The organism is Deinococcus sp. JMULE3 (assembly GCF_013337115.1).
In the GTDB taxonomy this organism is placed as follows: Bacteria; Deinococcota; Deinococci; order Deinococcales; family Deinococcaceae; genus Deinococcus.
Window position 1 is genome coordinate 37,837 of sequence record NZ_SGWE01000004.1, and the last position, 25,126, is coordinate 62,962.

Genomic DNA, 25,126 nt, shown 5'->3' on the forward strand with positions numbered 1-25,126 from the left:
CTGTTCGCCTATTTCTGCACGTCGATGTGAATCACGCCGCCCTGCAGCCGCGCGATTTCCGCCACGGGCTGCCCCTCGCGGTGGCGCATGTTGCTCAGACTGCTGCCCTCCGGCGCGCGCGCCACCGCGTCCCCGATGCGGATCTGCGTGCTCGCGATGGGCCGCGCCCACACGATCGCGTCCGCGTGCCCGCCCAGCCCCGCGTGCGCCACGCCGCGCAGCGCGCCCACCACGATCACGTCCCCGCCCGCCAGGATCTCCGCGCCGGGGTTCACGTCCCCCAGCACGATCACGCTGCCGGGGAACTCGCGGTGGTACCCGGCGCGCAGGGTGTGCGTGACGATCTCCGTGCGCGCCGGGAGGAGCGCGGGTGCCTCGGGAACCGTGGGGGTGGGCGCGGGTGCCGGGACGCTCACGCGCGGCGCCCGCACCCGCCCCGGCGTGCCCCCCGCGGCGCGGATGGCGCGCAGCGCCGCCTCGACCGCCTCCGGGTCGGCGTCGCCCTGCAACTCGATGGTCACGGCGCTTGCCAGCAGGTCCGCGCGGACGCTCAGGGCGTCCTGCACGCTGCTGCCGGTGTCGCCGGGTTCGATCAGGAGGTTCAGGCCGCCCAGGGTGCCGCGCAACTTCATGAGTTGCACTCTAGCGTGACGCTCATGCTCGGACGTGCGCGTCCCCCACGCCGGGCGGCGATGGTGTAAGATGCGTCTCATGCTTTGCAAGGAGACTTCCTTTGGTGCAGCTTGATTCCGGCGCGGTCGTGGAGGGCCGCGTGACGCGCGTGACCGACTTCGGCGCGTTCATCCAGTTCGAGAACGGCGAGACGGGCCTCGTGCACATCTCGCAGATCGCGCACTCCTTCGTGCGGAACATTCATGACCACGTCCGCGAGGGCGAGAACGTGGAAGTGAAGGTTCTGGGCCGGGACGAACGCGGTCGCCTCGACCTCTCCATCAAGGAACTCCTCGAGGAACCCGAGGAAGTCCCCCGCCCCCGCGCGATTGGCCGTCAGAGCCCGCAGTTCGAGGCAAAACTCCGCTCGTTCATGCGCGACGCCAAGGAACGCACCCACGGTGGTGGGGGCGGCGGTGGCGGCGGCGCCGCGAAGAAACCCGCTGGCGGCAAGCGTAAGCGCTGACCCGCACCCACACCAGAAGGCACCCGCACTCAACGAGCGGGTGCCTTTTCTGCTGCGCCACGTGCAGCGCAACGGAGGCGCCGGGCATGGTCAATCAGGCCCGGCGCCTCCGTTCACCCAGAGCTCTGATCAGTTCAGCCCGTCGAAACCCAGCCCGTCGAACAGGCCACTCAGCGGGTAGTTCGTCAGGGCGGTGCGGGTCCCGCCGATGCTGAAGCCCTCGCTGCCCAACATGCGGCGCTCCATGGCCTCGCGCTCCTCGGGCGTCATACGGCCCAGAATGCTCTGCTCGCCCATCTGCGTGCCGTGTGCCATCAGCGCCGCCTTCTTGTTCGCCGCGTAGGCGCTCACGTCCATCTGCACGGCCAGCGTGTTCGGGTCCACGCCGTACACGAGCGGGTCCAGGTCCTGCCCCATGCGCGCCAGTCCCTGCGCGGCCTCGGTGGTCAGCGCTGTGTAGTACAGCCGCTGCGGCCCGCCGTACGGGAGGTGACCGGTGCTGAAGAACGCCGCGACGGTCGCGCGGTGCATCTGGAGGTGGTCGATGTGCCCGTACCCGCCGTGCGGGTCGAAGGTGACGATCACCTGCGGCTGCACGTCCTCGATCAGCGCGCGCAACTTCACCTCGACGTCCAGCGGGTTGACGTTCATCATGGCCTTCGGGTCGTCGTGGCGGGTGCGCTCGTAGCGGCCCGAGTCGTGGTAGTCCAGGAACACGGGGGGACCGATTTCCAGCGCCTCGCATGCATCGCGCAGTTCCTGCTCACGCTGCGCACCCAGGTCGTCCACGGTCATGCCGGGCACCGTGATCTTCCCGGCCTCGCCGCGCGTGGCGCACGCCAGGACGACCCTCACGCCCTGCCGGGCGTAGTGGGTGAGGGTGCCGCCCACGCTGAACGCTTCATCGTCAGGGTGGGCAAAGACGGCCAGGAGGGTCGGGGTGCTCATGACCGCCCACTCTACGCCCCGCGCGCCCGCGCACCGTGGTGGGCCTTCCGAAGCTGGGCCGGGTCAGCCCTCGCCCTCAGCAGCCCGCAGGCGCAGGCCGCGCTGGTAGAAGTCCCAGCAGGCGTCCGGCCAGGTGTCCAGGATCAGCGTGCGGTTCATGGCGTCCGCAGCGTGCAGTGCGTCGCCCAGCGCGCGGTAGAAGCGGCTGCCCTGCTCCTGCATGGCCCGCGCGGTCCAGTACACCTCGCTGGTGCGGAGTTCCTGTCTCTGCTCTGGCGTGATCATCGCCCTTCATCGTAGTCAGGGTCGGGCTGACGCGCGGCGGGGGCCGCGTCTGCTACGCTCCCAGGCATATGGCACGCGTGGCGGCGATCACTTCGGAGAAGGGCGGCGTGGGCAAGAGCACCCTGGCCGTGCACCTGGCGGGCGCGGCGCACGCGCAGGGCCACAGCGTCCTGCTGGTGGACGAGGACGGCCGGGTGGGCAGCAGCCTCCGCTGGGCGGGGCGGGCCGGGGCGCTGCCGTTCCCGGTCGTCGCGGCGGACGACGTGAAACCGAAGAAACTCGCGGCGTTCGACCTCGTCCTGATCGACACCGAGGGCCGCCCGCGCCGCAAGGACCTGCGGCAGCTGGCCGAGCGGGCCGACCTGATCCTGGTGCCCAGCGGCGTGAGTCCGCTGGAGGTGGACGCCACGCGTGAACTGCTGGACTTCCTGACGGAGGAAGGTGCGGCGCGGCAGTCCCGCGTGATCCTGACACGGGTGCCGCCCGTCGGTCACGCGGCCGAGGACCTGCGCGAGGACCTGCGCGAGGGGGGCGTGACGGTGTGCAACACGCTGGTGCGGTCGTACCTGGCGTACCAGCGCGCGGCGGAACTGGGCGTCCTGGCGCGGGACGTGCGCGACCCGCGCGCCTCGGCCGCCTGGGCTGACATCGAGACCCTGTCGCGCGAGTTGTGGTGACCGTGGGCCGCTTCGATTACCTGGGGAAGAACGGCAAGGGTGGCAAGAAGGGCGGGGCGCGCAAGAGTGCCCCCGCCCCGGACGAGTCACGCACGGACGGCACGGAGCGGCTGGAGGCGGTGTACCTCCGCAGGGAAACGGTGCGCGCCGTGTGGCGGCAGGTGCGGGACGATGGCGGCGAGAGCGTCAGCGAGCTGGTCGAGGACCTGCTGCTGGCGTGGCTCAGGGAGCGGCAGCGTCCTTGACGATCACCCTGCCGACGTGGTGGCCGCGCGTGCTGGGCCTGCTGCTGACCCTGTGGGTGACGCTGCCGGGCGTGGTGCGGCCCACCGAGCCGGGCTTCCTGGGGAACGTGAATCTGATCTTCCACGAGGCCGGGCACGTCCTGCTCATGTGGGCGGGCGAGGTCGTGATGCTGCTCGGTGGCAGCCTGTTCCAGGTGCTCGTGCCTGCCGCGTGCATCGGGGTCTTCCTGGTGCGCGGCGAGCGATTCGCGGCGGGACTGGTGACGCTGTGGCTGGCGCACTCCCTTAGCGGCGTGTCGGCGTACGTCGCGGACGCGCCGCTCCGTGAACTGCCGCTGATCACGGGTGACCCGGACACGCACGACTGGTGGCAGTTGCTGACCATCTGGAACGCCCTGGATGCCGCGCCGGGCCTGGGCCGCTTCCTGCACGCGCTGGCGCTGGGCGCGGCCGTCGTGGGCGTGTTCGTGGCCCTGTGGGACGACCTGCGGGAGAAGGAGTGACCATTGGCGTGGTGGGCCGCTTCGCGCCCAGTCCCACCGGGGCGATGCACCTGGGCAATGCCCGCACGGCGCTCCTGGCGTGGCTGCACACCCGATCGCACGGTGGGCGGCACATCCTGCGCTTCGAGGATCTGGACTCCGGGCGTGTGCGCGACTGGGCGTACGACGTGACCCGCGCCGATCTGGCGTGGCTGGGCCTCGACTGGGACGAGGAGGTCATCCAGTCGCGTCGACTGGACCTGTACCGCGCGGCCGCCGCGCATCTGGACACCTACCCCTGCACCTGTACCCGCAGGGAGGTGCAGGCGGCCATTCAGGACAGCGCGGGCGCCCCGCACGGTGCGGAACCGGTGTACCCCGGCACCTGCCGCGCGGGGAATCTGCACCCGGAGCGTCCGGCGGCGCTGCGCTGGCGCGTGCCCGACGAGGTGGTGTGCGCCCACGACGGGTGGCTCGGCGACACGCTGTGTCAGCACCTCCCGTCCGAGGTGGGTGACGTGGTGCTGCGGCGAAATGACGGGGTGTTCGCGTATCACCTCGCGGTGGTGGTGGACGACGCGGCGGCGGGCGTCACCGACGTCCTGCGTGGCGAGGATCTGTGGACTGCCACGCCCCGGCAGGTGGCACTGCAACGCGCATTGGGACTGCCCACCCCCCGTTACTGGCACGTGCCGCTGATGCTGGATTTCCGGGGGAACGATTGGCGAAACGTGGGGGTGCGCCGCCCGTGCAGGCGCTCCGTGAGGCCGGGGACACGCCGGGTCGGGTCCTTGCGGAACTGGCCCGCAGCCTGGGCTGGACCGTCCTGGACGAGGTGAATGCCACCGAGCTGCTCCCGTTGTGGCGGGCGGAACTTGGGTCGCGTGATCACAAACTTAGATGACTTGTCTAAGTTTGCCTAACGCCCGTTCGACACGCCGGTCCTACCCTGTCAGCATGTCCCTCCAACTCCCCACCTACCCCCAGCCGGACGAACGGGGCCGCTTCGGCCGCTTCGGCGGACGGTACGTGCCCGAAACACTCATCCCCGCCCTGGACGAACTCCAGGCCGCCTACACGGAAGCCCGGAACGACCCCGCCTTCCTGAACGAACTCGACCGTCTCCTGAAGGACTTCGTGGGTCGCCCCAGCGGCCTTTACCTCGCCCAGCGCCTCACCGAACACGCGGGCGGCGCGAAGATCTACCTCAAGCGCGAGGACCAGAACTACACTGGCGCGCACAAGATCAACAACTGCCTCGCGCAGGCCCTGCTCGCCAAGCGCATGGGCAAGCAGCGCGTCATCGCCGAGACCGGCGCTGGGCAGCACGGCGTCGCCAGCGCCACCGCCGCCGCCCTGCTGGGCCTCGAGTGCATCGTGTACATGGGCGCCGAGGACATCCGCCGTCAGGCGCTGAACGTGTTCCGCATGAAACTCCTGGGCGCCGAGGTCCGCGAGGTCACCTCCGGCACGAGCACCCTGAAGGACGCCACGAACGAGGCCATCCGCGACTGGGTCACGAACGTCCGCGACACCTTCTACATCCTCGGGAGCGTCGTCGGGCCGCACCCGTACCCCGCGATGGTTCGCGACTTCCAGTCCATCATCGGCGAGGAGGTCAAGGTGCAGCACCAGGCGCTGGAGGGCCGGGCCGTGCCCGACGCGATCGTCGCGTGCGTCGGCGGCGGCAGCAACGCCATCGGCATCTTCGCGCCCTTCGCGTACCTCCCCGAGGACCAGCGGCCCCTCCTGATCGGCACCGAGGCCGCCGGTGAGGGCGTCGAGTCCGGCCGGCACGCCGCGAGTGTCGCCGGGGGCCGCGTCGGCGTGCTGCACGGCGCGATGATGTACCTCCTGAACGACGACGAGGGCCAGATCGTCCCCCCGCACTCCATCAGCGCGGGCCTCGACTACCCCGGCATCGGCCCCGAGCACTGCCTGTACTCCGAGACGGGTGTGGCGCAGTACTTGCCCGTCACCGACGCGCAGGCGCTGGACGCCCTGCAGCTCCTGACCCGTCTGGAGGGCATCATCCCCGCGCTGGAGACCGCGCACGCCATCCACGCCGCCGTGAACCTCGCCCGCACCATGCGCCCCGACCAGACGGTCGTCGTGAACCTGTCCGGGCGCGGCGACAAGGACGTGGCCGAGGTGATGCGCCTCCTCGACCTGGGCCGCGAGCAGGACGCCGCGCCCGCGCCCCGCACCCCGGAGGTGCACGCATGACCGCCACCCTGACCCCCACCACCCCCGGCGCCGCCCGCATCCACGCCGCCTTCGCCCGCGCCAAGCAGGAGGGCCGCGCCGCGTTCATCCCCTTCATGACCGCCGGGTACCCCACCGCGCAGGCGTTCCCTGCCGTCGCGGACGCCCTGCTCGGGCAGGCGGACATCCTCGAGGTCGGCATTCCCTACAGCGACCCCCTGGGGGACGGGCCCACCATCCAGCGCGCCAGTGAGCAGGCCCTCGCGGGTGGCACGAGCACCCGCCACACCCTCGCGCTCGTCAAGGAACTCCGCTCGCGGCACGATACGCCCATCGTGATCATGACGTACGTGAACCCCATCTACGCCGTCGGCCCGCGTGAATTCATGCGGCTGGCGCAGGAGGCCGGTGTTGACGGCCTGATCCTGCCGGACCTGCCGCCCGACCAGGACCTGGAGATCGCGGATCTGGCTGCCGAGCACGGCATGGCCGTCACGTTCCTGATCGCGCCCACCAGTACCCCGGCGCGCGTGAAACTCGTCGCAGAGGCCTGCACCGGCTTCCTGTATGCCGTCAGTGTGACCGGCGTGACCGGCACCCGCGAGGGCAGCGCCCTGAACGAGGTGCCCGCCATGCTGGCCCTCGCCCGTCAGCACGCGAAGGTGCCCGTCGCCGTGGGCTTCGGCGTGAAGGACGCCGGGACCGCCGCGCAGGTCGCGCAGGTTGCCGATGGGGTCGTGGTGGGCAGCGCGTTCATCAATGCCGTGAAGGCCGGGCAGGACGTCGGTGCCCTCGCCGCGAGCATCCGCGCGGGTTGCACCCAGAACTGACGGACGCGACAGGGAGAGGGCCGGTACGGATCACACGTACCGGCCCTCCTCTCTGATTGCCCTCTCTGACGCCGTCCAAGTGGGTCAGGTCTGGCCGGGTCCGCCGGAGACGGGCGGGCGGGTGTCATCTTCACCGCCGGGACTGCCGCGCAACTGCGGCCAGCGGCGCGCCATCAGGATGTACAGGCCCGCCACCCAGGTGACGCTCGCCGTGAATCCGGCCAGGACGTCCGACGGGTAGTGCACCCCCAGATAATTGCGGCTGATCCCGATCGCCAGCGCCCATAGCGCCCCGAACACCGCGACCGGCCACCCGGCCCGCGACCGCCAGAACGCCAGCGTGAGCGCGAACCCGAACGCAGCGTTCGCCATGGCGTGCCCGCTGGGGAAACTGAACCCCGGTTCCGTCAGGACGGCCACCAGCTCGTCCGGGCGAGGACGCTGGAACACGACCTTCGCCGCGACGTTCAGCAGGGTCGCGCCTGCCACGCTGCTGACCAGGAACCATCCGTGCGCCCGGCCGCTGGCGCGGCCCATCAACCACGCGATGGTGAGGGTCACGAACGGCAGGACCGTCACGCCGCCCAGCACGGCCAGCAGTTCCGCGAATCGCGTCAGTTCCGGCGTGCGGCGCTGCGCGTACCAGTTCAGAATCCCCTGATCCCACGCGAAGCCCCCCTCGCGGAAGATTTCGTAGGTCAGGTGTGTGAACAGCACGAACGGAATCATCACGCCCAGTAGCAGCATCAGCAGGGACCGCCAGTGCGACTGTACGAACGGGACGAATTCACGCCGGGAACGGGGGAACATCCTGTCATTACAGCCTGCCGGGACGTGTGGGCGCACCGGGGGATGCTTGCGCCTTGCTTAACGCTCCTGCGCCCTTTGGCGTACGCGGCCATGCGCCACCCGGTGCATGTGCTGCACCCGCCTCCGGGCGCACCATGTGTTCAGAAGGACCGCGCCCCCACGGGCCGCCACGGGGCGGCGGCGCGACCTCAGGAGCAGAGAATGCAACACGAATTCGGTCAGCTTCACGCGCAGGACCTCCTGCTCGAAGCGCAGCATGCCCGCCTCGTCCGGCAGGCCCAGGCCGCCCAGCGTGCCGTCCGCAAGCCCAGTCCCGCCCAGCCCGGCGCCCTGCGCGCCCTCCTGCACCGCCTGCGGCTCGCGTGATCCGCCGCCTGACACCCAGAGCGCCGCTCCCTTCCCGGTGAAGAGGAGCGGCGCTCTTTTCGTTCAGGTGCTCAGCCGATGGGGGACGCGCGTGCCTCGCGTTCAGTCAGGAAGGTCTTCACGCTCTGCGCGGCGCGCATGGTCATGCCGGGGACCGCCGCGATCTGCTCGACCGGGGCGCTCGCGAGATCCTCCAGGCTCGTGAAGTGCTCCAGCAGCGCGTCGCGCCGTTTCTGCCCGATGCCCGGCAGGTCGTCGAACACGCTGCGCAGCATGGATTCCCCGCGCAATTTGCGGTGGTACGTCACGGCGTAGTTGTGCACCTCGTCGCGCACACCGATCAGCATCCGCAGCGCCGGGTGCGTGTGCGGCAGCAGCAGTTCGCGGTCCACGCCGACCTCCGTGCCGGTCTCCAGCCACCACTGCGCGCCGTACCGGCCGGGGAGGATCAGGCGTTCCTCCCGCTTGGCGAGGCCCACGACCGGGATGTGCACGTTCGCCTCCTTCAGCGCGTCCAGCGCGGCGTTCACCTGCCCGCGCCCCCCGTCGATCAGCAGCAGGTCCGGCAGGGGCAGCTTGTCGCTCAGGCTGCCCGTGAAGCGCCGCGTGATCGTCTGCCGCATGCTGGTGTAATCATCCGGGTGATCCAGGCCGCGCACCTTGAATCGCCGGTGCTCTCCGCGCCGCGAGCGGCCCCCCTCGAACACCACCATCCCGGACACGATGTTCGTGCCGAAGAGGTTGCTGTTGTCGTACCCCTCGATCCTCCAGGGCCGGTCCGGGAGGGCCAGCACCTCGCGCAGCGCGTCCAGGCCCGGATGGTCGCCCCGGCGTTCCAGCAGCGCCATCTCGGAATCCAGGCCGTTCTGCGCGTTGCGCTGCGCCATGTCGATCAGGTCCACCTTGTCCCCGCGTTTGGGCGTGCGCATCTCGACCTTCCGCCCGGCCTTCTCCGACAGGAAGACACTCCAGGTGGGCGCGTCCTCGAAATCGGCGGGCAGCAGGATCAGCGGCGGGACGTGAGTCGCCTGCGTGTAGTAGTCCTGCACGAACGCCTCGACGATCTCGCCCAGCGGGGCGTCCTCCGTGCCGCTCAGGAAGCGTTTGTCGCGGCCCACGACGCGCCCGCCGCGCATGCGGAACAGCTGCACCATCGCGTACTCCCCGGCCTGCGCCGCTCCCAGGAAGTCCAGGTCGGTCTCTTCACTGACGAAGGCGTGCTGCTCGGTGCCGAACAGCTTCTCGACCGCCTGCACCCGGTCGCGGACGCGCGCGGCCTGCTCGAAATCCTGTCCCTTCGCGGCGACCTTCATGTCCTCCCGCAGCCGGGCGATGACGGGCGCGGCGCGGCCCTCCAGCAGACTGGTGACGTCGTCCACCACCCGCGCGTACTCGCCGGGGTTGGCGCGGTCCACGCAGGGACCCAGGCAGCGGCCCATGTGGAAGTTCAGGCACGGGCGCGGCTTGTGCTGCATGGGCAACCCACTGTTCTTCCGCAGCGGGAACATCGTGTCGATCAGGTTCTTCACGCGCCGCACCGCCGACGAGTCCGGGTATGGGCCGTAGTAGCGCCCGCCGTCTTTCAGGACGCGCCGCGTGACGACCAGCATGGGGAAGGCCTCGTTCGTCAGTTTCAGGAACGGGTAGTGCTTGTCGTCCTTCAGTGTGACGTTGTAGTGCGGCCGGTGCTGCTTGATGAGGTTCGCTTCAAGCACCAGCGCCTCGACCTCATTCCGGGCAGTGATGAACTCCAGCGTGTCGGCCAGCGCAGTGAACTTCCCGCTCTTGCCGCCCGCCTTGAAGTGCTGGTTCACGCGCGAACGGAGGTTCTTGGCCTTGCCGATATAGATGGGTGTCCCGCCCTTGCGGAAGATGTACACGCCGGGCGTGGTGGGCAGCACGGGCAGGTCGTCGGAATGCACGCCCCGCAGCATAGTGGAGGGACCGGGGCGTTTCCGTGATGGGAAGTCCCAATGGGTCCTGCTCAAATCAAGGGAAGAGCCAATTCACATTCTGGCATAATCGTGAATCTATTCACTAGTTAGTGGAGCCTCATCTACTCTCGTTGCCGTTCCAGCGGCATCGTCCTTTCATAAGGTTCCGGACAGGCCAGCGCTACCGCCGAGCGTCTATCCTGCGGGGCGTGTCCACGGAGTCCTTCACGCATGACGGCGCGCACCTGGGCGTGCGGCGGACCGGAACTGGCCCGCCCGTAGTGCTGGTGCATGGTCTGAGCGGCTCGACCCGCTGGTGGCGCTTCAACGTGCCCGCATTGAAGCAGGCGCACGCGGTGTACAGCCTGGACCTCAGCGGGTACGGCCGGTCCTGGGGGCGACCCTCGCGCAGCGTTCGGGACGCGGCCGATCTGATCTGCGCGTGGCTGGACGCGCAGGACCTGCGTGACGTGACACTGGTCGGGCATTCCATGGGCGGGCAGATCAGCCTGCATGTCGCGGCGCAGCGTCCTGACCGGATTCGGAATCTCGTGCTCGTGTGCGCCAGTGGCCTGCTGCGGGCGAACGCGGCGCGCACGGCGCTGCACCTGCCGCGCGCCGCGTGGCTGGGCGAGAAGCGGTTCATCGGGCGGATCGTGTTCGACGGGCTGCGCGCCGGACCGCTGAACCTGTGGCGGAACGCGACGGACCTGCTGCGCGACAGCGTGCAGGACGTGTTGCCGTTCATTCACGCTCGGACGTTGATCGTGTGGGGCGAGCGGGACGTTCTGGTGCCCCTGCGTGTCGGGCAGCTCCTGCACGAGGCCCTGCCCGGCTCGCGATTCGAGGTGATTCCCCGCGCGGGACACGTGGCGATGGTGGACGATCCTGCCGCCTTCAACGCGATCCTGCTGGACTTCCTGGGTGGGGACGGGTCGGGGGCTTCCTCTTGAGTGGACAGCCGACGTACCTGACGGTGAATGGCCTGCGTACCCACGCCTGGAAGCGGGGGAGGGGCGCGCCGCTGGTGATCGTGCCGGGCCTGGGGTGCGCGTCGTGGATGTACGCGCGGCTCGCGCGGGAGCTGGGGCGCGAACGCACGGTGTTCGTGTACGACCCGCCCGGCCACGGGGACAGTGAGGGCCGCGTGGACTTCCCGGTGTGTATCGAGCACCTGACGGATCACCTCGCGGCGTGGCTGCGCGTGGCGGGACTGGAGGGCACGCCGGTATTCGGTCATTCGCTCGGGGGAGAGGTGATGTTCGACCTGGCCGCGCGGTATGCGCAGCTGGCCCCGGCGTTGATCGCCTGTGCGCCGACGGGTATTCCGGAAAACCCGAGCGTGCGCCTGCAGTTGCTTCGGCTGTTGCGGGACCTGCCGCGTGAACGACTGGGTCTGCTGCTGCCGGGATTGCGGGCGTACCGGCAGTGCGGGGCGCGGCGCATGCTGCTGCTCGCGCGGGACCAGGAAGCGCACATGACTGGTCCGCTGCTGCCCCGCGTGAAGGTCCCGACCCTCCTGATCGACGGGCAGAGTGATCCCGTCATCCGGACGTGGACGGTCGAGCGGATCTGCGCGGACATTCCGCAGGCGGTCGTGCAGCAGATTCCGGGGGCGCCGCATGGTCTGACGGACACGCACCCGCGTGCAGTGGCGCAGGTGACCATGGATTTCCTCCGACGGATTAATCACTGAAAGTGACATTGAGCGAGGAGAGAACCGGATTTTCACGATATGGCTTAATCGTGAATACTTTCACTTAATGACAGCAAGGAAAAGGGGAGGGTGACCTCCCCAATCCATTCAGTTCTCGGAACCCGCCACGCTCAGCCCGACGTCGGCCAGCTGACCCGGCTCGACGGGGGAGGGCGCGAGGGCCATGAGGTCCACACCGCGGTTGTTCTTCGGGAAGGCGATGACCTCGCGGATGCTGGTCGCGCCGCTCATGACCATGATCAGGCGGTCGAAGCCCCAGGCGATGCCACCGTGGGGGGGCGTGCCGTACTCCAGGGCGTCCATGAAGAACCCGAACTTGTCGCGGGCCTGTTCGGCGCTGAAGCCGATCGCCTGGAACATCTTGGCCTGCACGGCGGGATCGTGGATGCGGATGCTGCCGCCCCCGACCTCGAACCCGTTCAGGACGAGGTCGTATGCCTGGGCGCGGATTTCGCCCTGGCGGTCGGTGCCGAACAGGTCCAGGTCGTCGGGGTGGGGGGCGGTGAAGGGGTGGTGCATGTACGTCCAGGTGCCGCTGTCGTCGTCGAATTCCAGCTGGGGGAACTCGGTGACCCAGGAGACATGGAACTGCGGCCCGCTGGCGGCGAGGTCGAACAGGTCGCGCAGGGCGAGGCGGACCGCGCCGAGTGCACCGACGGCTTTCTTCCACTCCCCGGCGGTGAAGAGGAGCGTGCCGCCCTGTTCGATGCCGGTGCGGGCGATCAGTTCGGCGGCCTGCGCGGTGACGAACTTGCTGATGCCGCCGGTGAAGCCGTCGCCGTCGCGTTTGAGCCACGCGAGCCCGCCGGCGCCGTTCTGCTTGGCGATGCGTTCGAGTTCGTCGATCTGCTTGCGGGTCAGTTCGGGCGCGGCGATGACCTTGACGGCCTGCGCGGCGGCGAAGGCCTTGAACTCGCCACCCTGGAACAGGTCGGTGACGTCCGTGAACTTCAGGTCGAAGCGCAGGTCCGGCTTGTCCGAGCCGTACAGGTTCATGGCGTCCATGTACGCCATGCGCGGGAACGGCACGGGCAGCTCGACGCCCATCGTCTCGCGGAACACGTGCGCCATCAGGCCCTCCTGGGTGCTCAGCACGTCGTCCAGTTCGACGAAGCTCATCTCCATGTCGAGCTGCGTGAAGTCCGGCTGGCGGTCGGCGCGCAGGTCCTCGTCGCGGAAACAGCGGGCCAGCTGGTAGTAGCGGTCGTACCCGGCGATCATCAGCATCTGCTTGAACAGCTGCGGGCTCTGCGGCAGCGCGTAGAACTCGCCGGGGTTCTGGCGGCTGGGCACCAGGAAGTCACGGGCACCCTCGGGCGTGGACTTCGTGAGCATGGGCGTCTCGACCTGCACGAAGCCCTCGCGGTCGAGGTACTCCGTGACGGCAGCGACGGCCTTGCTGCGCAGGACGAGGTTGCGCTGCATCTCCGGGCGGCGCAGGTCCAGGTACCGGAACTTCAGGCGGATGTCCTCGGCGACGCTGTCCCCCTTCTCCAGTTCGAACGGCGTGGTCTTCGCGGTGTTCAGGACCTTCACGCGCGTGGCGATGACCTCGAAGTCCGCGAGGCCCCCTTTGCGCTGGCTCTCGGGGCGGGCCTGGTAGGTGCCCTCGATCTCCGCGACGTACTCGGCACGCAGGCGGTCCGCGTCGGCGAACGCGGCGGAGTCCGGTTCGACCTGCACCTGCACCAGCCCGCTGCGGTCGCGGAGTTCCAGGAAGATCAGGCCGCCCAGGTCGCGGCGGCGGTTCACCCAGCCCTGCAGGGTGACGGTCTGCCCGGCGTGCGCGGGCGTGAGGTGGCCGATCATGGCGGTGCGTTTCATGCGTGCTCCTGAAGGAAGGTGGCGAGGTCGGCGGCGGCGAGGCTGCGCTGCTCACCGGTCCGGATGTTCTTGAGGCTGAGGGTGCCCTGCGTGACCTCGTCGGTCCCGAGGAGGGCCACCCAGTGCGCGCCGCGCCGTTCGGCGTCGCGGAAGGCGGCGGCGGGTTTCATCGCGCGGTACGCGAACTCCGCGCGGGCGTGCGCGCGGGAGATCATGGCGGTCCGCGCGGCGTGCGGGACGTTCACCTCGTCCAGCGCGGCGACGTACAGCAGCGGCCCGGCGATCTCCGGGAGGGCCATGCCCTCGGCCTCCAGCGCCAGCAGGAGCCGCTCGACGCCGAACGCCCAGCCGATGCCGGGAATAGTTTCCTTGCTGCCGAGTTCCTGCGCCAGGCCGTCGTAGCGGCCCCCGCCGCCCAGCGCGGATTTCGCGCCGACACCCTCGTGATGCAGTTCCCACGCGGTGCGGCGGTAGTAGTCCAGGCCCCGAACGATGCTCGGGTCGATGTCGTACTCGACGCCCCACTCGGTCAGGTAGGCCTGCACGGCGCGGAAGTGCGCGCCCGCCTCCTCACCCAGGAAGTCCAGCATGGGCTTCACGGCGAGTTCCGCCAGGAGTTCCTGATCGGCGGCGCTCTTGCTGTCCAGGATGCGCATCGGGTTGCGGGTCAGGCGGTCCTTCGAGTCATCCGACAGGCGCTCCAGTTGTGGCGTGAACAGCCCCCGCAGGTACGTGTTGTACCGCTCACGGTCCTCCGGGTCGCCGATGCTGCCCAGCTTCACGCGCACGCCCGTCAGGCCCAGTTCGCGCACCACGCCCACCATCAGCGCAATCGCCTCGGCGTCCACGAGCGCGTCCGTGCTGCCCAGCACCTCGTAATCCACCTGATGGAACTGCCGCAGGCGCCCCCGCTGCTGCCGCTCCGCGCGGAACATCGGCCCGTGCGTCCACAGCTTCAGCGGCGCGGGCAGCTGCTTCAGCCCGTTCTGCAGGTACGCGCGCACGATCGCCGCCGTGCCCTCGGGCCGCAGGATGTACCCGCCGTGATCCCCGAAGTAATACACGGTGAACATCTCCTTACGGACGATGTCCGTGCTGCCCCCCACGCCCCGCTTCACGAGGTCCGCCTCCTCGAACAGAGGCGTGTCGATGCGCTGCGCGCCCGCGCGTTCCAGAACGCGCCTTGCCTTCTCCACCAGCCAGCCGTGCGCCTGCGCCGAAACGTCAAGCGTGAGTTTCGGACTCAGTGCCGGAAGGTGATCCTCAGTGCCCTTGGGGCGGTTGATCGCCATAACCCGAGCAGCATAGCGCCTGCACGGCCAAAACCACCCACAGGCAGGGGAGAGGGCGACCCCCGGAATCCCGGACGGCCGCCCTCTGAGAAGGTGTTACTGCTTGACGCTGAACGGCAGGCCTGTGGAGCGCATAGCACCGACCTCCACGAACAGCCAGCTGCCGCCCACCGGCGCGTCCGCCGGGACGGTCAGCACGATCTGCGCGTCCGTCCACGACTGCACCGCCGACGCCGGGAACATGTACCCACCGTCACCCTGCTCGGTGGCGCCCAGACGCACGCGACCCGTGCTCGGCCCACCAAGGTAACGACCCTGAATGGTAACCGTCCCGCCCCGCGCCGCACCCTCGGACGCCTTGATGAGCACCGGGGTCACCGTGACCATCTGGGACGCCCCCTGCTGCGCAGGCGCGCACGCCACCAGACCGCCAGCCAACACTAAAGAAGCAACCAAGAAACGCAGCATGTCCTTTCCTCCGTGAAGGCAGTCTAATGCATGAAATGACCACCGACGCCCCCACCACCGACCGCCCCCTGCACGGCAAACGTATCCTCGTGGTCTTCAATCCCAAGAGCGGCAGCGGCGACAGCGAACTGCCCGAATTCAACCGCCTCCTGCGCGACGCCGGCGCGGACGTCGTCGAACGGGAACTTCAGCCCGACACGCCCATGACCGACTACGTCCACGACCTCGACGCCTTCACGTACCTCGTCGGCGCCGGCGGGGACGGTACCGTCAGCAGCCTCGCCTACGCCGCCCGCTACAAGAACGTCCCCATGCTGGCCTTCCCGGCAGGCACCGCGAACCTCATCGCGCAGAACCTCGACCTGCCGCAGGACGCCGCGAGTCTCGCCGACATCGTCACGCAGGGTCACGCCCAGCGCGTCGACATGGGCGAACTGACCGTCCACGACGAAAAGAGCGGCTTCTGCATGCTCGCCGGAGCCGGAGCGGACGCCAGCATGATCCGCGACAGCGAGGAACTCAAGGACCGCTTCGGTGCCATGGCCTACGTCATGAGCGCCATGAAGCAGCTGAACCCGAAGAAGACCACCTTCCACCTGAAGATCGACGGGCAACCCCGCGACTTCGAAGGGATCGGCGTGATGGTCGCCAACTTCGGCATGGCGAACTACCGCCTGCCGATCACCAGCGACATCAGCCCCAGCGACGGCCGCTTCACCGTCATCCTCCTGAAAGCCGGGAACATCATGCGGCTCATCCCCAACCTCATCGACTCCGTCCGCGTGAAACTCAATCTGGGCGACCCCATCTTCAGCGGGAACCTCGAAACCATCGAAGCGAAACACATCGAGATCGATGCAGACGATCCCTTCCCCCTGCAGTACGACGGTGAACTGCACGTCGAGACCACGCCGTTCACCGCGAAGATCCTCCCCGGCGCCATCCGCTTCCTGACCGCCGCGAAACGCGACGACCTCGAAACCTGACCCGCACCGCGCAAGACGACCGCCCGCAGCAGATGCACGGGCGGTCATCTCATGTGCGCCGGAGAAAAGCGTCCCACACGGCAAAAAAACAACAAGGCCACAGGAAGGCCAGGAAGGGGCCTCCGGCAAGCGGCGAGGGGTAGAACACCTAACGGAAGGACTCGATGGCGTCCGCCAGATCATCCTCCGGCAGTTCCACGTACCGGCGGGTCGTATCCACCTGCTCATGCCCCAGGAATCCCGCCACGCGCGTGAAGTCCTTCACCGCCGCGTACAGCTGCGTCCCCGCGTACTTCCGACCGGCATGGAACCCCCGGAACTCATGCTCCCGCCCGCACTTCAACGCGACATTCTGAAGCCGCCCGTACGCCGACGAGTAAGCACGCCAGGGCAACACGAACCCATCCCGCGTGGGTGACGCAGCCAGCAGCGCCTCCAGCGCCTCGCGCAGACGCCCGCTGAGCGGCACGATCCGCGCCTTGTCCCCCTTGCCGTGCGCGACCAGCAACCGCCGCCCCGGCAGGTTCACGTGCGCCCACTCGACCGACAGCGCCTCCGCGATCCGCAGGCCCGCATGCGTGAGCAGCAGCAGCAGCGCCGCCTCGTGCGGGTCCGCCTCGTCCAGCATGGCCTGCACGAAGTCCTCCCGGTACGGTGGATTCTTCACCACGCCCTTCGTGCGGTCCTTGGGGCGCTTCACGTCCGCGAACGGGTCCGCGTCCGTCGCCCCAGCCCACCGCAGTGCCCGGTACAGCGCCCCGGCCGCCGCCACGCGGGCCATGACCGTCGCGGGTTTCAGACCGGACGCCGTCAGGGCAGCCACGTACAGCCCAGGCTCACGCCTTCCCGGGTGCAGAAGGTTCCAGGCGTTCGACGACGCATGCTCCAGCATCACCTCGACGCCCTTGCGGTAGGCGCGCAGGGTGTGCGGGCTGAGCTTCACGCCCGCGCTGGTATCGCTGCTGAGGTACGCGAGCGTCAGGGACCACAGGTCCTCAAGGGACTTGTCGCGGGCGGCGGTGATGGCGCGGACGCGCAGGGCCTCGTCGGTGAGCCCCGCCAGCGCGCGGGCCTGGGCGAGGCGGTCGCCGAGGTACGGGGTGATCTCTGACATGTGATCCGATGATAACATGCATTATCAACGGAACAATGAAGGAGGCGATAGTGAAGGAGCGAACCTGCAAATCGTGCGGCACAGCATTCACGCCAACCGGAATCAACAACCGCCACACGGTCTGCCGCCCCTGCCGCAGCGCAGCCGCACACGCGAAGTACCACGGCGATCCCCGAGCACGCGCCCTGCAGATCGCCCGCAGCATGAACGCCAGCCTCCGCCAGCGCGCCCCTGGGCAGACACCGCTGCCCGCCACGCTGATGGCCGACCTCATCCTCACCGGAACGCACTGCACCTACTGCGGTCAACCGAACGCCAGGGGCGGCACCGGATTCCACCTCGATCACCGCGTGCCACTGGCCTCCGGTGGCAGCCACTCGCTGGAGAACCTCGCGCTGTGCTGCGAGATGTGCAACCGCGCCAAATGGCACCACTCCGAGGAAGAGTTCATGGCGTGGCTCAGAGGTACCGCCGAGCGTCTACGTTCCGATTCCTAGAAGTCCCGTTCTCGGCGGGTCATGCCGTACAGGATCATGCCGAGGGCGAGGATCAGCGCGGGCCAGTCGCCGAGGCGGACGTACAGGGTGGTGCCGGTCAGCAGTCGGGGGCGGACGTCTAGGGTCTGCAGCTCCTGGCCGCTCTGGACGGTCTGGATGGGCTGCCCGAGGTCGTTCACCGCTCCGGCGACGCCGTTGTTGACGCTGCGGACAAGCCAGCGGCGGGTTTCGATGGCGCGGACGCGGCCCATGTTGAAGTGCTGCTGCACGCCCCAGCCCTGGTACCAGCCGTCGTTGCTGGGGTTCACGAGCACCTGCGCGCCCTGCGCGGCCAGTGCGCGGGCGACCCTTGGGAAGACGCTGTCGTAGCAGATGTACGCGCCGTACAGCACGCCGTTCAGGTTGAGAGGCGTAGGGTTGGAGTTGGGGCGAAAGTTGGGTATTGCGAATCCAAGTGGGTTGAGGATCATCCGGTAGATCGGGCCGAGAATGGGCTGGAACGGGAATTCCTCGCCGAAGGGCACGAGTTTGGACTTATCGCTACGGCTGGTGACGCGACCGGCTGTGTCGAGGGCGATGGCGGTGTTGTACGGAGGGGGGTCTGCGAGGGGGCTGGTTGGGGTGACGCCGTAGTCGATGCCGCCCGCGCCGGTGATGCCGGGTCCGGGAAAGTCGGGGCGGGTGTCGGGCGTTCCGGGATAGGTGATGGCGGTCTCGCTCCAGACGACGACACTTCCGGCGGGTCGGTTCAGGCTGGCGGCGCGTGTCTGGGCGAACTGGGTCTCGGCTGGGAGATCTCCGCTGGCGCGTTCGAATGGGTCGAAGGTGACGCGCATGACCCGCATGGGTTGTTCGGGTCCGGTGCCGGGGGTGCGGGTCAGGCCATAGCCGAGGGCAGCGGCCCAGGCGAGTGCGGCGAGGAGCGCGGGTGCGAGGGGGCGTCTCCCCCACCGGGCACGTTCCGTCCAGGCGTGGGCGAGGCTGGCGGCGGTGAAGGTGATCAGGACGCTGCCCAGCAGGACGCCACCCAGGTCCGCGATCTGGATGACGGGGGTGGGCAGCAGGGTGTACCCGAGGGTCGGCCAGGGGAAGGCGAGTGGGCCGAGGAAGCGGAGCCATTCGAGGATCACCCACGCGCCGGCGAGGGTCCAGATGCGCCCGGTGCGGGTGCGGGGCAGTAGGGTGGCGAGGTACGCCGTGATGGCGAGGAACGTGCCTTCCAGGGCGAACAGCAGGGCGGCGGCCGCACCGAGGGGTGGGAAGCCCAGGAGGTTCACGAGGAACGCGCCGAGCCACCACAGGTGCAGGCCGAAGTACCCGAAGCCCACCCAGAAGGCGCGTCCGGCGGCGTGGCGGGGCGTGTCGGCGCGGGCGATGAAGGCGAGGATCAGGGTCAGGGGAATGAAGCTCAGGGCGCTCCATGGGAGCGGGAGGCCGCAGGCGGCGAGGAGCAGGCCGAGCAGGAGGCCGGTGGCGGGCGTGGGCATCGAGTGCCACTATAGGCGGCGCTTACCCCGTCGGGTGGGTGGGATGGGTGGGGCGCGTGGTTTTGCTCTAGGATGGGATCACCTTGAGACTGGCGTTTATCAGTGACATTCACGGGAACATTCATGCGCTGACGGCGGTGAAGCGGTTCCTGTCAGAGAACATCGTGAATCAGGTCATCGTGGTTGGTGATCTGGTCGGGTACGGCGCGAGTCCGGGTCCGGTGATCGATTTCGTGAAGCGCGAGGGCTGGGTGGTGGGCCTGGGGTCCAGTGACATGCGTGTCGCGATGGACATGGGTGAGCGCGCGGACCGGAAGGGCGTGGCGGACCAGGTGCTGAACTGGACGAAGAAGATGCTCACGCCGGAGCAGGTGGATTTCCTGCGGCGCCTGCCGCCGGGGGGGCGGATCACGACGCCGGTGGGTCGCGTGCGGTTCTTCCATGGCAGTCCGCATGATCCGGAGCAGCGCCTGGACCTGATGGCGGCCGAGCGGGAACTGGAGTCCCTGGCGGAGTCGCTGGGGTCGCGGGTGGTCGTGGTGGGTGGGACGCACGTGCCGTTCATGCGGGTGATCGGGGATACGACGTTTGTGGATCCGGGCAGTGTGGGCCTGACGCTGAATCACGAGCCGGGGGCGGACGTGGTGATCGTGGATTGCGTGGGTCGCAAGCCGAAGGTGTCGCTGCACAAGGTGACGTACGACTTCGCGTCCTCTGCGTTCGACATCATGGCGTGGAACCTGCCGCCGGTGATCGCGGACGTGATCCGCACGGGCCGCATGGGCTGAAGCGTAGGCATAGGCATCAACGGAGAGGGCCGCCCGGTGAATGGGCGGTCCTTCCCTGTGCTCTGGGGTTTCAGGCGGGGACGGGCTCCAGTGCGTCCTGGAAGCGATCGGCGAGGCCGCGTTCACCCAGGATGTCCTCCAGGGCGTGCAGGAGGGTCAGGTACGGGGCGGGGCGGGCGGTTTCGCCCATCAGGCCCAGTCGCCAGATGAGGCCCGCGGTGGGGCCGAGGCCGCCGGTGACGCTGATGTGCCGGTCGCGCAGGGCCTTGCGGACCCCGGTGTCGTCGAGTCCTTCGGGGAGGCGCAGGGCGAGGACGGTGGGGAGTCGGTCCTCGGGGCGGCGGACGTACGGGGTGAAGCCCAGCGGGGCGAGGGCGGTCTGCAGGGCGGCGCTGACCTGCTGCACGCGGCGCTGGCGGTTCTCCAGGCCTTCCTCCAGCGCGGCGCGCAGGGCGGCGTGCAGGGCGTAGTGCAGGTTGACGGGCACGGTGTGGTGGTAGGAGTGGTCCTCCCAGTAGTCGCGCAGGCCCTCGAAGTCGCAGTACCAGAGGGGCGTGGGGGTGCGGCGGGCGGCGAAGCGGGCGAAGGCGCGTTCGCTGATGGCGACCGGGGCGAGTCCGGGGGGGGCGCTGAGGCATTTCTGCGCGCCGGTGTAGGCGTAGTCGACGCCCCACTGGGCCATGTGGAAGGGTTCCATCCCGGCGGTGGTGACGGCGTCCACGGTCAGCAGCGCGCCGCTCTGGCGGACGAGCCGGGCGATCTCCGGGACGGGGTTCAGGACGCCGGTGCTGGTCTCGCCGTGGACGACGGCGACCATCTTGGCGCCGTCGAGGTGCGCGGCGACGTCGTCGGGGTTGATGGCCTCGCCGAGGGGCGCGGTGACGAGGCGGACGCGGGCGCCGTAGCGGGCGGCCATCTCGGCCATGCGGCGCCCGAAGGACCCGTTGGCGCATACCAGGACGTCGTCGCCAGCCTCGACGAGGTTCGCGAAGCCCGCTTCCATGCCGAGGCTGCCGGTCCCGGCGAGCAGCGCGGTGAAGGTGCTTTCCTCGGTGCCGTACATGACGCGCAGGTCGGCCTGGATTTCGCGGTTCAGGGCGAACACCTCGGGGTCCATGTGGCCGAGCATGGGGCGCGTGAGGGCCTGCATGGCCCTGGGGTGGATGGGGTGGGTCCAGGGGTCAGCAGGGTGTGTTCGGGGGTCGCGTCCGGCATGCGGGTCAGCCTAGCGGATTCCCGAACTGAACGCAATATCATTGCCCATCTAGGCCAATCGGCATGTTTAGATTGCTAATCATTGCGGAAATAACTGCAAATATCAGCTTGTGTTGCGCAATGCCCCCTGCGCTTTGACACGGTTCAGCAGCGAAGCGGTCACTTCCGACAATCCACGCCAGGACCACGGGGGTAGAGTGTCCGGCATGTCCAGCCACCCTCCCCTGCGCGCCGTCCTGTTCGACCGGGACGACACCATCGCCTTCACCGACCCTGGCGTGTACCGCGAGGCGGCCCTGTGGGGCCAGGAGACGTTCGGCATCGACGCCCGCACCTTCGGCGGTGCGCTGCGCGAGCAGTGGGACCGCCGCGCGATGGACTGGTGGGACCTGCGCACACCTGAACAGGAGGACGCCTTCTGGCACGCCTACGGGCAGGAACTCGCGGGCACCCTGGGCCTGACGGACGCGCAGATGGCGCGGCTGATGGACCGCTGGCCGTACGAGGCGTACATGAAACCCGTCCCGAACGCGCGGGCAGTCCTCGGGACGCTGCGCGAGCGGGGGCTGAAGGTGGGCGTGCTGAGCAACACCCTGCCGAGCATCGACCGGACGCTGCGCTTCGTGGGTCTGGACGATCTGGTGGACGCTGCTGTGGCGACCTGCTCGGTCGGCGTACACAAACCCGACCCCGGCGCGTACCGGCACGCCGCCGACGCGCTGGGCGTGCGTCCGGAGGAGGTGCTGTTCGTGGACGACAAGATCGAGAACGTCGTGGCCGCCCGCGCGCTGGGCATGCACGCCCTGCTGATCGACCTGCGCGGCGAGCACCCGGACGCCATTCACGACCTCGCGCAGGTGCTGGAGGCCGTGGAGGGTCTGGACGTCGCGTGCTGATCGACGGGCACCTGCTGATCGATGGGCATCTGGACCTCGCGTTCAACGCCCTGAACGGCAGGGACCTGACCCTCCCGCTGGAGGCGCTGCGCGCGGCGGACCCCGTCGCGGACGAGACGGCCACCGTCACCCTGCCTGAACTGCGCGCGGCGGGCCTGCGCGTGTGCTTCGGGACGCTGTTCGCGCTGCCGCACGGGGCGGGCAGCCCCGGCGGGTACAGCGACCACGCGGGCGCGCGGGCGCAGGCGCTGGCGCAACTGGACGCGTACCACCGCTGGCAGGACGCCGGACTGGTGCGGCTGCTGTCCACCCGGTCGGAGGTCTCTGCGCACCTGCAGGCGCAGGACGGCCCGCTGGGCGTGGTGCTGCTGATGGAGGGCGCCGATCCCATCCGGGACGCCGGGGACCTGCCGTTCTGGGTCGAGCGGGGCGTGCGTGTCATCGGCCCCGCGTGGGGACGCACCCGCTACGCCGGGGGCACGGACGCGCCGGGACCCCTCACCCCGCAGGGGCGGGAGCTGGTGCAGGCCATGCGGGACCTGAACGTCACGCTGGACGCCTCGCACCTGGACGACGCGTCGTTCTGGGAGGCGGCCGAGATCGGACCGCAACTGATCGCCACGCACGCCAACAGCCGCGCCCTGGTGCCCGGCAACCGCCACCTGACCGACGACATGGCCCGCGCGGTCGCGCAGGCGGGCGGGATGATCGGCCTGGTGTTCCTGAACCGGTTCATCCGCCCGCTGCCCGAGGGCAGCCTGGATTCCGTTCCCCTCTCGGAACTGGCCGCGCACGCCCGGCACTACGCGGCCCTGGTCGGCTGGGAGCACGTCGCGCTCGGCACGGATCTGGACGGGGGCTTCGGCGCAGAGAAGACCCCGGCGGGCGTGGACCGCTACGCGGACGTCCCCGCCTTCATGCAGGAACTGCCGGCCGGGGCGCGGGACGGCGTGGCCTGGGGGAACTGGGCGCGCTGGCTCACGCACCGGCTGTAACGGCCTGCCCCCACGCGTGCCGCAGGTCCTCCGACGGGACGGCAGCGTGCGTCACGGCGTCCCCACCCGCCACGTTCAGGAAGCGCCGGACCAGCTCGAATCCCAGCGCGTAGCCTCCCCAGCGGGGCAGGTCCTGCGCGGCGGACCCCATGAACCACGCGGGATAGTCGTACGGACCGTCCAGCTGCGCCTGCGCCCGCCTCCACAGCCCGTCCAGGTCGCTGGTGGGGCGAGCGTACAGGGGCACCTCGCCGCGCTCCCCGGCCTCGAAGTGCAGGGCGAGCCCCTCGAACACCAGCGCGTCCAGCAGAGTACCCAGGCCTGCGTGCCGCCAGCGCCGCGCGTGGTGCAGTTCGTGCGCGAGCGTCGCGGGCAGTTCCCGCCGCCACCCCGCCCGGAACTCCGGACTGCCCGGCGTCACGGCCACGTGGACGCTGTGGCCGTCCGGGGCGTTCCCGACCAGTCCCGTCTCGGGGATCGTCCAGGGGCTGGCGTACAGCACGGCGTCCACGCCGTCCAGGGTCAGCCGGTCCGCGAGGCGCAGGAAGGCGCTCCGCCCGACCTCCTCGATCTGCGGGGCGAGGTCGGGCGGGAGCTGCCCCCCGGCGTTCAGCAGGTGGAATTGGTTGGGGCGGCGGTTCGGGCGCATCTGGCGTCCAGCCTCGCACGGGCCGGGGGGCGCGGCCAGCTGATCTGACCGTGCCCCCCTTGCGCGTGGGTTACTTGATGCCTTTTTCCATGGCCTTCACGGCCGTGTCGAGCAGCGCGGCGTAGTCCTGGGCGGGTTTCTGCACGCTGGCGTTCACGGCGTCGCTCCAGGGGCCCCAGACCTGGCCCATGGCGGGCACGTTGGGCATGGGGGTGCCGCCGCTGATGATCCGGCCGAAGCCCGCCACGACGGGGTTGCCTGCCAGTCGCAGGCGCACGCCGATGTTCACGGGAATGCGCCCGCCCGCCTGGTTGAAGGACAGTTGCGCGACGCTGGTGACCAGCCCCTCGGCGAACTGCGTGGCGGTGGCCTTCTGCGTACCGTAGGCGTTCAGCACGACGCCCTGCACGCCCACGAAGGGGCTCCACCTGCCGGTCGCGCCGGGGGGGGTGGGGACGCTCGTGATGCCGTAGTTGATGCCCGCCTTCTTGATGTCGCCCATGTCCCAGGGGCCGGTGACGATCATGGCGGCCTTACCGCTCAGGAACGCGGCCTTGACCTTGTCGCCGGTCATGCCGGTGGGCACGAGTTTCTCGCGGAAGCGCAGGTCGTTCATGAGCGAGAGGGCCTTGCGGGCGCCGCTGTTGTTCAGGCCGATGTCGCGGACGTCCAGGGTGCCTGCCTGCTCGCCGAACACGTACGAGCCGTACGCGCTGAAGAACCCGTAGTTCATGTAGGCGTTGCTCAGGTCGGTCAGGAAGCCGTAGCGTCCGGCGGCGGCGTTGGTGTTCCTCTTTGCGGCCTTCAGGAAGTCCGCCCAGGTGAGGGGCGCGCTGGGGACGAGTTTCTTGTTGTACACCAGGGCGACGCTCTCGGCGAACATGGGCAGGCCGTACAGTTTCCCGCCGACGGTCAGGGCGCGGACGGTGGTCTGGTCGAATTCGCTGCGGCGGGAGGTGCTGCTCAGGGGTTCGATCACGCCCGCCTGGGCGAGCTGGCCGATGCGGTCCTGCGGGAGGGTGACGATCACGTCGGGGCCCTGGCCCTGCTTGGCGGTTTTCAGGAGCTGGTCGACGATCTTGTCGAGGGGGATGTTGACGACCTTGACGGTGTTGCCGCTGATGCCCTGGTAGGTCTTGATCTGGCTGCTGAGCCACGCGACCTCGGCCTTGTCGTTGAAGTGCGTCCAGACGGTGAGGGTGGCGGCGTGGGCGCTGCCCGTCAGGGCGCTGGTGGTCAGGGCGAGGGCGAGCAGGGTGAGGCGTCGGTTCATGGGTT

General features: G+C 69.3%; 26 protein-coding genes and 2 pseudogenes. 15 read left to right on the plus strand and 13 right to left on the minus strand.

Annotated elements, in window-relative coordinates; translation table 11 throughout:
• Positions 1-8: 8 nt before the first annotated feature.
• Positions 9-632: a septum site-determining protein MinC gene (locus EXW95_RS03010; protein ID WP_174366202.1), complete on the minus strand. Its 624-nt coding sequence runs from the start codon at positions 630-632 to the stop codon at positions 9-11.
• Positions 633-733: 101 nt separating this feature from the next.
• Between EXW95_RS03010 and EXW95_RS03015 the strand changes: the two genes are divergently transcribed.
• The gene (locus EXW95_RS03015) at positions 734-1,138 is read left to right on the plus strand and encodes a S1 RNA-binding domain-containing protein (protein WP_046842406.1); all 405 of its coding nucleotides are present in this window, start codon (positions 734-736) and stop codon (positions 1,136-1,138) included.
• Positions 1,139-1,267: 129 nt separating this feature from the next.
• On the opposite strand, the gene EXW95_RS03020 is transcribed toward EXW95_RS03015, so the two are convergent.
• Positions 1,268-2,086, minus strand: a complete 819-nt coding sequence (locus EXW95_RS03020; protein ID WP_174366203.1) for a PIG-L deacetylase family protein — start codon at positions 2,084-2,086, stop codon at positions 1,268-1,270.
• A 63-nt stretch (positions 2,087-2,149) separates the two neighbouring features.
• Positions 2,150-2,371, minus strand: coding sequence for a hypothetical protein (locus tag EXW95_RS03025; protein WP_174366204.1), 222 nt, complete (start codon positions 2,369-2,371; stop codon positions 2,150-2,152).
• A gap of 68 nt (positions 2,372-2,439) precedes the next feature.
• Between EXW95_RS03025 and EXW95_RS03030 the strand changes: the two genes are divergently transcribed.
• The 6 genes and pseudogenes from EXW95_RS03030 to trpA all read left to right on the plus strand — a co-directional run bounded on the left by EXW95_RS03030 (position 2,440) and on the right by trpA (position 6,810).
• Entirely contained in the window at positions 2,440-3,048 is a 609-nt protein-coding gene (locus EXW95_RS03030) for a ParA family protein (protein WP_174366205.1), read from the plus strand.
• A gap of 2 nt (positions 3,049-3,050) precedes the next feature.
• Positions 3,051-3,293: a hypothetical protein gene (locus EXW95_RS03035; RefSeq protein ID WP_174366206.1), complete on the plus strand. Its 243-nt coding sequence runs from the start codon at positions 3,051-3,053 to the stop codon at positions 3,291-3,293.
• Positions 3,290-3,796: a hypothetical protein gene (locus EXW95_RS03040; protein WP_174366207.1), complete on the plus strand. Its 507-nt coding sequence runs from the start codon at positions 3,290-3,292 to the stop codon at positions 3,794-3,796. Before EXW95_RS03035 ends, EXW95_RS03040 begins: the two co-directional genes overlap by 4 nt.
• A 44-nt stretch (positions 3,797-3,840) precedes the next feature.
• Positions 3,841-4,679 (plus strand): annotated as a pseudogene (gene gluQRS, locus EXW95_RS03045) (tRNA glutamyl-Q(34) synthetase GluQRS).
• A 53-nt stretch (positions 4,680-4,732) separates the two neighbouring features.
• Positions 4,733-6,001, plus strand: coding sequence for a tryptophan synthase subunit beta (gene trpB, locus EXW95_RS03050; protein WP_217449162.1), 1,269 nt, complete (start codon positions 4,733-4,735; stop codon positions 5,999-6,001).
• Positions 5,998-6,810, plus strand: coding sequence for a tryptophan synthase subunit alpha (gene trpA / locus EXW95_RS03055; RefSeq protein ID WP_174366209.1), 813 nt, complete (start codon positions 5,998-6,000; stop codon positions 6,808-6,810). The genes trpB and trpA overlap by 4 nt, the downstream gene beginning before the upstream one ends.
• An 84-nt stretch (positions 6,811-6,894) precedes the next feature.
• Here trpA and EXW95_RS03060 read toward each other — a convergent pair whose 3' ends face one another.
• The gene (locus EXW95_RS03060; protein WP_174366210.1) at positions 6,895-7,620 is read right to left on the minus strand and encodes a phosphatase PAP2 family protein; all 726 of its coding nucleotides are present in this window, start codon (positions 7,618-7,620) and stop codon (positions 6,895-6,897) included.
• Positions 7,621-7,821: 201 nt separating this feature from the next.
• Here EXW95_RS03060 and EXW95_RS03065 point away from each other — a divergent pair, with 201 nt between their 5' ends.
• The gene (locus EXW95_RS03065; protein WP_174366211.1) at positions 7,822-7,986 is read left to right on the plus strand and encodes a hypothetical protein; all 165 of its coding nucleotides are present in this window, start codon (positions 7,822-7,824) and stop codon (positions 7,984-7,986) included.
• A gap of 71 nt (positions 7,987-8,057) precedes the next feature.
• On the opposite strand, the gene uvrC is transcribed toward EXW95_RS03065, so the two are convergent.
• The gene (uvrC, locus tag EXW95_RS03070; protein ID WP_174366212.1) at positions 8,058-9,908 is read right to left on the minus strand and encodes an excinuclease ABC subunit UvrC; all 1,851 of its coding nucleotides are present in this window, start codon (positions 9,906-9,908) and stop codon (positions 8,058-8,060) included.
• Between the two features lie 221 nt (positions 9,909-10,129).
• On the opposite strand from uvrC, the gene EXW95_RS03075 reads away from it, so the two are divergent.
• Positions 10,130-10,873, plus strand: a complete 744-nt coding sequence (locus EXW95_RS03075; protein WP_174366213.1) for an alpha/beta fold hydrolase — start codon at positions 10,130-10,132, stop codon at positions 10,871-10,873.
• Positions 10,870-11,616: an alpha/beta fold hydrolase gene (locus tag EXW95_RS03080; RefSeq protein WP_217449164.1), complete on the plus strand. Its 747-nt coding sequence runs from the start codon at positions 10,870-10,872 to the stop codon at positions 11,614-11,616. Before EXW95_RS03075 ends, EXW95_RS03080 begins: the two co-directional genes overlap by 4 nt.
• A gap of 108 nt (positions 11,617-11,724) precedes the next feature.
• Here EXW95_RS03080 and aspS read toward each other — a convergent pair whose 3' ends face one another.
• From aspS to EXW95_RS21250, 3 genes are all read right to left on the minus strand, one after another.
• Complete coding sequence (gene aspS, locus EXW95_RS03085) at positions 11,725-13,461, minus strand: aspartate--tRNA ligase (protein WP_174366214.1); 1,737 nt, start codon at positions 13,459-13,461, stop codon at positions 11,725-11,727.
• Complete coding sequence (gene hisS, locus EXW95_RS03090; protein WP_174366215.1) at positions 13,458-14,753, minus strand: histidine--tRNA ligase; 1,296 nt, start codon at positions 14,751-14,753, stop codon at positions 13,458-13,460. The genes aspS and hisS overlap by 4 nt, the downstream gene beginning before the upstream one ends.
• A gap of 96 nt (positions 14,754-14,849) precedes the next feature.
• Positions 14,850-15,035, minus strand: a complete 186-nt coding sequence (locus EXW95_RS21250) for a hypothetical protein (protein WP_371809878.1) — start codon at positions 15,033-15,035, stop codon at positions 14,850-14,852.
• A gap of 212 nt (positions 15,036-15,247) precedes the next feature.
• Between EXW95_RS21250 and EXW95_RS03100 the strand changes: the two genes are divergently transcribed.
• Positions 15,248-16,207 (plus strand): diacylglycerol kinase family protein, encoded by a 960-nt coding sequence (locus tag EXW95_RS03100; protein ID WP_371809879.1) that lies wholly within the window; start codon positions 15,248-15,250, stop codon positions 16,205-16,207.
• Between the two features lie 148 nt (positions 16,208-16,355).
• Here the strand turns inward: EXW95_RS03100 and EXW95_RS03105 are convergent, their stop codons facing one another.
• Complete coding sequence (locus EXW95_RS03105) at positions 16,356-17,321, minus strand: tyrosine-type recombinase/integrase (RefSeq protein ID WP_174366218.1); 966 nt, start codon at positions 17,319-17,321, stop codon at positions 16,356-16,358.
• A 203-nt stretch (positions 17,322-17,524) separates the two neighbouring features.
• On the opposite strand from EXW95_RS03105, the gene EXW95_RS03110 reads away from it, so the two are divergent.
• Positions 17,525-17,818, plus strand: coding sequence for an HNH endonuclease (locus tag EXW95_RS03110; protein WP_174366219.1), 294 nt, complete (start codon positions 17,525-17,527; stop codon positions 17,816-17,818).
• Here EXW95_RS03110 and lnt read toward each other — a convergent pair.
• A complete protein-coding gene (gene lnt / locus EXW95_RS03115; RefSeq protein ID WP_174366220.1) occupies positions 17,815-19,305 on the minus strand; it encodes an apolipoprotein N-acyltransferase in 1,491 nt (496 codons plus the stop codon). The two genes, EXW95_RS03110 and lnt, sit on opposite strands and share 4 nt — an antisense overlap.
• 83 nt (positions 19,306-19,388) lie before the next feature.
• Here lnt and EXW95_RS03120 point away from each other — a divergent pair, with 83 nt between their 5' ends.
• The gene (locus tag EXW95_RS03120) at positions 19,389-20,093 is read left to right on the plus strand and encodes a metallophosphoesterase (protein ID WP_174366221.1); all 705 of its coding nucleotides are present in this window, start codon (positions 19,389-19,391) and stop codon (positions 20,091-20,093) included.
• Positions 20,094-20,163: 70 nt separating this feature from the next.
• Here EXW95_RS03120 and EXW95_RS03125 read toward each other — a convergent pair.
• A pseudogene (locus tag EXW95_RS03125) lies at positions 20,164-21,308 on the minus strand (alanine--glyoxylate aminotransferase family protein).
• Between the two features lie 206 nt (positions 21,309-21,514).
• Here EXW95_RS03125 and EXW95_RS03130 point away from each other — a divergent pair.
• Both EXW95_RS03130 and EXW95_RS03135 read left to right on the plus strand, forming a co-directional pair.
• The gene (locus tag EXW95_RS03130) at positions 21,515-22,204 is read left to right on the plus strand and encodes an HAD family phosphatase (protein WP_174366222.1); all 690 of its coding nucleotides are present in this window, start codon (positions 21,515-21,517) and stop codon (positions 22,202-22,204) included.
• Positions 22,201-23,199, plus strand: coding sequence for a dipeptidase (locus EXW95_RS03135; RefSeq protein WP_254605702.1), 999 nt, complete (start codon positions 22,201-22,203; stop codon positions 23,197-23,199). The genes EXW95_RS03130 and EXW95_RS03135 overlap by 4 nt, the downstream gene beginning before the upstream one ends.
• On the opposite strand, the gene EXW95_RS03140 is transcribed toward EXW95_RS03135, so the two are convergent.
• Positions 23,183-23,848, minus strand: a complete 666-nt coding sequence (locus EXW95_RS03140; protein ID WP_174366223.1) for a DUF2268 domain-containing putative Zn-dependent protease — start codon at positions 23,846-23,848, stop codon at positions 23,183-23,185. The two genes, EXW95_RS03135 and EXW95_RS03140, sit on opposite strands and share 17 nt — an antisense overlap.
• Positions 23,849-23,918: 70 nt before the next feature.
• Positions 23,919-25,121 (minus strand): maltose ABC transporter substrate-binding protein, encoded by a 1,203-nt coding sequence (locus EXW95_RS03145; protein WP_174366224.1) that lies wholly within the window; start codon positions 25,119-25,121, stop codon positions 23,919-23,921.
• Between the last annotated feature and the right edge of the window lie 5 nt (positions 25,122-25,126).